Raw genomic sequence first — 4,642 nt, forward strand, 5'->3', positions numbered from 1 at the left:
AAGCAAAGCCTTCACCACAGCAGGAGACTCGCTAAACCGTGCCGCCCAGTGCAGGGGGGTGGCTCCAAGCTCATCTCGTGCCTCAAGGTTGGCGCCGTCATTGAGCAAGTCCTTTACCGCACCAGGAGACTCGCTAAATGCTGCCGCCCTGTGCAGGGGGGTGTCGCAGATGGTGGCGCCAGCATCGAGCAGGGCTTTTACCACAGCAGGGGAGTCGCTAAAAAGTGCCGCCCGGTTCATAGGGGTCCATCCAAGCTCATCTTTTGCTTCAAGGTTAGCGTCAGCATCGAGCAGGGCCTTTACCACAGCAGGGGAGTCGCTAGAGTGTGCTGCCCAGTGCAGGGGGGTCCATCCAAGTTCGTCTCTTGCCTCAATATCGGCACCAGCATTGAGGCAGCGAGATACATCATCTTCCGTAGCCATTTCAAAGAAGTCTCTAGTGTTCCAGTCTTGGCAAGATGGTTCAGAAGATGATTCAGAACGACCTGAACCCGTCAGCCCGCAAAGGGCCGTCCCGGCTGCTGAAGCCAGCAACCTGGCTTTCAACGATGCTTTCCGATCAGTCATGGGCGCTGTTATCTGTACAGATTTAGAATACTGTGGACCTCTTCATTGAGAAACAAGCGGCCCGGCGTGCAGACCGGGCTGCCCGCTGTAGCCCCTTGCATCACCGCTGCTTTGCTGCCTTGCAGGAGGGGGCCGTGAGCCTGTCTGATCTTTGCATGTCCGACCCCCCCTTCACCACCAGGCCCTTGAGCGAGGCCCAAGCGGATCAGTTGGTGCGTTGGCTGTTGCGGGTGGGTCTGTTGCGCCGTGAGGTGGATGGCCAGGGTTTGACGGATCGGGTGCGTCTCACTCCCCTGGGCCGTCGGGTGGTGGCCGCCTGGCCGCAAGGGCGCTGCCCCCCTGTGTTATGGCAGGAGCGCTGGGCCAACGGACTGCGGCGCTGGCTCAGCATCTGGTCATGACGGCGCCATCACCGCCCCCCCTCATGGTGCTCGGCACCAGCAGCGGGGTGGGCAAGTCCCTCATCACGGCAGGTTTGTGTCGCCTGTTGCGGCGCCGTGGGGAGCAGCCCGTCCCCTTCAAGGGGCAAAACATGAGTCTCAATGCCTACGTGGATGAAGACGGGGGGGAAATGGCCTATGCCCAGGCCATGCAGGCCTGGGCCGCTGGCCTGACACCTGGCGCGGCCATGAATCCGGTGTTGCTGAAGCCCTGTGGTCAGGGCAGTAGCGAGGTGATCCATCTGGGGCGCTCGGTGGGAATCAGCCGGGCAGAACATTACTACCGGGACTGGTTCCGGCCGGGTTGGCTGGCCATTCGCCAAGGTCTGGACATCTGCCGGCAGCGGCAGGGGCGGCTCCTGCTGGAAGGAGCTGGCAGCCCGGTGGAGGTGAACCTGCAGGCGCGGGACCTGACCAACCTTCGCCTGGCCCAGTTTTTGCGGGCCCGTTGTGTTCTGGTGGCGGATATTGAGCGGGGTGGGGTCTTTGCGCAGATCGTCGGCACGCTGCAACTGCTGCGGCCTGTGGAGCGCTCCCTGATGGCAGGCCTGCTGATCAATCGTTTCCGTGGTCAGCGCAGCTTGTTTGACGAGGGACGCCTATGGTTGGAGCGGCGCACCGGTCTGCCCGTATTGGGTGTTCTGCCCTGGCTGGGGGAGCGGTTTCCGGCGGAAGACTCCCTGGATCTGCTGGAGCGCCAGGCCCGCAAGCCCGAGGCCGAGTTGCGTCTTGCCGTGCTGCGCCTGCCGTCCATCAGTAACTTCTCCGACATGGATCCCCTCGCCGCGGAAGCCACGGTCCAGTTGGATTGGCTGTTGCCCACGGACACCGTGGACCGGTACGACGCTGTCCTGCTGCCCGGCAGCAAGCAAACCATGGCGGATCTCAAGGTCATGCAGACCACCCGCATGGATGAACGCCTGCAACGGTATGTAGCCGCCGGTGGTGTGGTGTTGGCCATCTGTGGCGGCTTGCAAATGCTGGGGCAACGGCTGCATGATCCCCATGGCCTGGAGGCGGAGACACCAGGGGATATGGAGGGGCTGGGGCTCTTGCCTCTGGTGACCGCGTTCAAACCCGGCAAGGTGCAACGGCAGTGGACCACCACCACCACATGGCCGGAACCCGGTCAATCCTGCACGGGATTTGAGTTGCACCATGGCCAGACCACTCCTTTGGCCCGTGCTGCCCAGCCCCTGTACGCCCAACCCGGCCTGGGCTGGGTGAGCCCCTGTGGCCGTGTGGTGGGAACCTATCTCCACGGCTGCCTGGAGGCCGGACCATGGCGTCGCCACTGGCTCAACTGGCTGCGGAGCCGCCGCGGCCTGCCGCCCCTGCCCACAGCCGTTTCCCACCACGCCACCCAGCGGGATCGGCTGTTGGATCGCCTTGCCGATGCCGTGGACGAAAATGTCAACCTGGAACCCTTACTGCGCTGATCATCATGTCCCCATCATCCCCGTCTGACCAGGTTCCCGTGTGCTGGGAGGATGGAGATCCCGTCTCCATCCCGGTGGGCACCCCCTGGCTGACGGCAGCGCAGATCCTGGGTCACACCGTCCCCACGGGCTGCCTTTACGGCAGTTGTGGCGCCTGCGAGATTGAAGTCAACGGCCATGTGGTGCGCGCCTGCATCAGCAGCGTGTGTGGATCTAAGGGGACCCTGAAGGTGGAGTTGGCGACAGATCCCTATTGGTAGGGTGAGGCGGCCATGAACAAACATTAGAAACGCGGTGTACGAGATCGCCAGTTACCAGGCGCGTCTGGTATGAGATGCTCTGGTCTGGAGTATGGTTCAGTCGATCTCCACGAGCCAACTGCCCTGGTAGGTAGGGATTTGCACTTGGCCCGGTGCTGTAGCGTAGCCGTTGAACTGGTAGAACCCGGTGGTGGTGGGATTGCGAATTTTCAGCTCCACGACAATGGTCTCAGCCTGGGGGATTGGCGCATCGGGGGTGATCCGGATCACCCCTGGTCCCAGTTCAGTCACCTCTGACAATGTGAAATAATCTTCACAACGGGTCTTGGTACCTGCAAACACTGATTTCTGTATGCAATTATAACCAAGCTTCACGCTATCAACATTAATTTTCCCACGCCATTTCTCAAAGATTTCCGGTGCACGAACTGTCAACTCCAAAATGGCGTGTTTTCTAGCTTTTGTGGGGAGAATCAGCTTTAAGCTTGAGCGCCGCCGGGCTCGATTATTGCTGATTCGATAGTCAAGACTAACGTAACCAGGATCCTGACTCCAGCGGAATTCCAGCAAGCTGGTTTGCGCCAGGGAAGGGGCGGACCAGGGAACCAGGACAAGACCGGCGGCCAGAGCAAGAAAACGATTCATGAACAAGAACAGGACAACCTATAGCTAAAAATTGACCATAGCGCCGCCATCGCGACCCTGTCAATGTGTCAATTATCAAACTGTCTTATGGTTGATGGGGGACGGTGGTGGCAAAATTTCTGCTAACTTGCCATGGTGCTGCCTGGGGGCAAGAACACCATGAATGTTCACAATTCCATTCTTGATCTGATTGGCAACACCCCTCTGGTGCGGCTTCGGAGAATCCCGGCCGTGGACTGCAAAAGCGAAATTCTCTGTAAGCTTGAATCTTTTAACCCAACAGCCTCCGTCAAAGACAGGATATCCATCTCAATGATTAACCAGGCTGAAGAGGATGCCCTGATTTCTCCTTCCACCACAACCCTCATCGAGCCCACCAGTGGCAATACGGGAATTGCCTTGGCAATGGTGGCGGCTGCCAAGGGGTATTCCATCATTTTAGTGATGCCGGACTCCATGAGTGTTGAGCGCCGCGCCATGCTGCGGGCCTACGGTGCGCGCCTGGAACTGACGCCCGGCAGTGAGGGCATGGCCGGAGCCTTGCGCCGGGCCAATGCACTGCTGCAAGACATGCCCGACGGTTTTCAGTTGCAACAGTTTTCCAATCCAGCCAATCCAAGGATTCACACCAGCACCACGGCAGAAGAACTGTGGCGGGACACCGAAGGCAAAATTGACGTTCTTGTGACCGGGGTGGGGACCGGAGGCACCATCACAGGCTGCGCTGCCGCCCTGAAACAGCGCAAACCAGGGCTGATGGCTGTTGCCGTAGAGCCGGCGGGCAGTCCCGTCCTCTCGGGAGGGAAACCAGGCCGCCATGGCATCCAGGGCATTGGTGCCGGCTTTGTTCCCGATATTCTTGATCAAAGCCTGATTGACGAGGTCATGACCGTGGGGGACGAGGACGCCATGCAGATGGGCCGTCGCTTGGCCCGGGAAGAGGGGCTGCTCAGTGGCGTGAGCAGTGGCGCCACGGTGGCGGCTGCCTTGCGCCTGGCCGCTCGCCCTCAAATGCAGGACAAGCTTATCGTTGCCGTCCTGGCCAGCTTTGGCGAACGCTATCTGAGTACGCCCATGTTTTCTGGAGACGTCATGCCTCCGTCAGGAGCGCTGCTCTGATGACCAGGGATTTCTACACAGAACTGGGACTGTCCCCCACGGCAACGGCGGCAGAAATCAAAGTTGCCTATCGTCAATTGGTGAAGCGGCATCATCCTGATGCTGGCGGAGACCAGCAACGGATCGTTGCCATCAACCTTGCCTATGGTGTGCTCAGCCAGGCAGAGACACG

The 4,642-nt window shown here is 60.0% G+C and carries 7 protein-coding genes; 5 read left to right on the forward strand and 2 right to left on the reverse strand.

Annotation, left to right across the window (positions count from 1 at the left end; translation table 11 throughout):
- The coding region (locus tag FLM9_RS07965; RefSeq protein WP_180365292.1) for an ankyrin repeat domain-containing protein at positions 1-567 on the reverse strand (567 nt) is incomplete at its 3' end.
- A gap of 32 nt (positions 568-599) precedes the next feature.
- On the opposite strand from FLM9_RS07965, the gene FLM9_RS04455 reads away from it, so the two are divergent.
- From FLM9_RS04455 to FLM9_RS04465, 3 genes are read left to right on the forward strand one after another with little or no spacing between them, the layout of a single operon-like run.
- Positions 600-968, forward strand: coding sequence for an Npun_F0494 family protein (locus FLM9_RS04455; protein ID WP_074457450.1), 369 nt, complete (start codon positions 600-602; stop codon positions 966-968).
- Positions 965-2,446, forward strand: coding sequence for a cobyric acid synthase (locus FLM9_RS04460; protein ID WP_074457451.1), 1,482 nt, complete (start codon positions 965-967; stop codon positions 2,444-2,446). Before FLM9_RS04455 ends, FLM9_RS04460 begins: the two co-directional genes overlap by 4 nt.
- A 5-nt stretch (positions 2,447-2,451) precedes the next feature.
- Positions 2,452-2,706: a 2Fe-2S iron-sulfur cluster-binding protein gene (locus FLM9_RS04465; RefSeq protein WP_143324600.1), complete on the forward strand. Its 255-nt coding sequence runs from the start codon at positions 2,452-2,454 to the stop codon at positions 2,704-2,706.
- A gap of 96 nt (positions 2,707-2,802) precedes the next feature.
- On the opposite strand, the gene FLM9_RS04470 is transcribed toward FLM9_RS04465, so the two are convergent.
- Positions 2,803-3,351 (reverse strand): DUF2808 domain-containing protein, encoded by a 549-nt coding sequence (locus tag FLM9_RS04470; protein ID WP_074457453.1) that lies wholly within the window; start codon positions 3,349-3,351, stop codon positions 2,803-2,805.
- 159 nt (positions 3,352-3,510) lie between these two features.
- Between FLM9_RS04470 and cysK the strand changes: the two genes are divergently transcribed.
- On the forward strand, positions 3,511-4,470 hold the full coding sequence (gene cysK / locus FLM9_RS04475) for a cysteine synthase A (RefSeq protein WP_102135477.1): 960 nt from the start codon (positions 3,511-3,513) through the stop codon (positions 4,468-4,470).
- Positions 4,470-4,642 (forward strand): J domain-containing protein (locus FLM9_RS04480; protein ID WP_180365293.1); only part of this gene is annotated, 173 nt, incomplete at its 3' end. The genes cysK and FLM9_RS04480, both read left to right, overlap by 1 nt.

The organism is Candidatus Synechococcus spongiarum (assembly GCF_900047545.1).
Classification (GTDB): Bacteria; Cyanobacteriota; Cyanobacteriia; order PCC-6307; family Cyanobiaceae; genus Synechococcus_B; species Synechococcus_B spongiarum_C.

Excerpts from the sequence above, each read along its gene's own strand:
- FLM9_RS04460 (WP_074457451.1), top strand. The coding sequence starts at position 965 with ATGACGGCGCCATCACCGCCCCCCCTCATGGTGCTCGGCACCAGCAGC.
- FLM9_RS04465 (WP_143324600.1), top strand. The coding sequence starts at position 2,452 with ATGTCCCCATCATCCCCGTCTGACCAGGTTCCCGTGTGCTGGGAGGAT.
- cysK (WP_102135477.1), top strand. The coding sequence starts at position 3,511 with ATGAATGTTCACAATTCCATTCTTGATCTGATTGGCAACACCCCTCTG.
- FLM9_RS04470 (WP_074457453.1), bottom strand. The coding sequence starts at position 3,351 with ATGAATCGTTTTCTTGCTCTGGCCGCCGGTCTTGTCCTGGTTCCCTGG.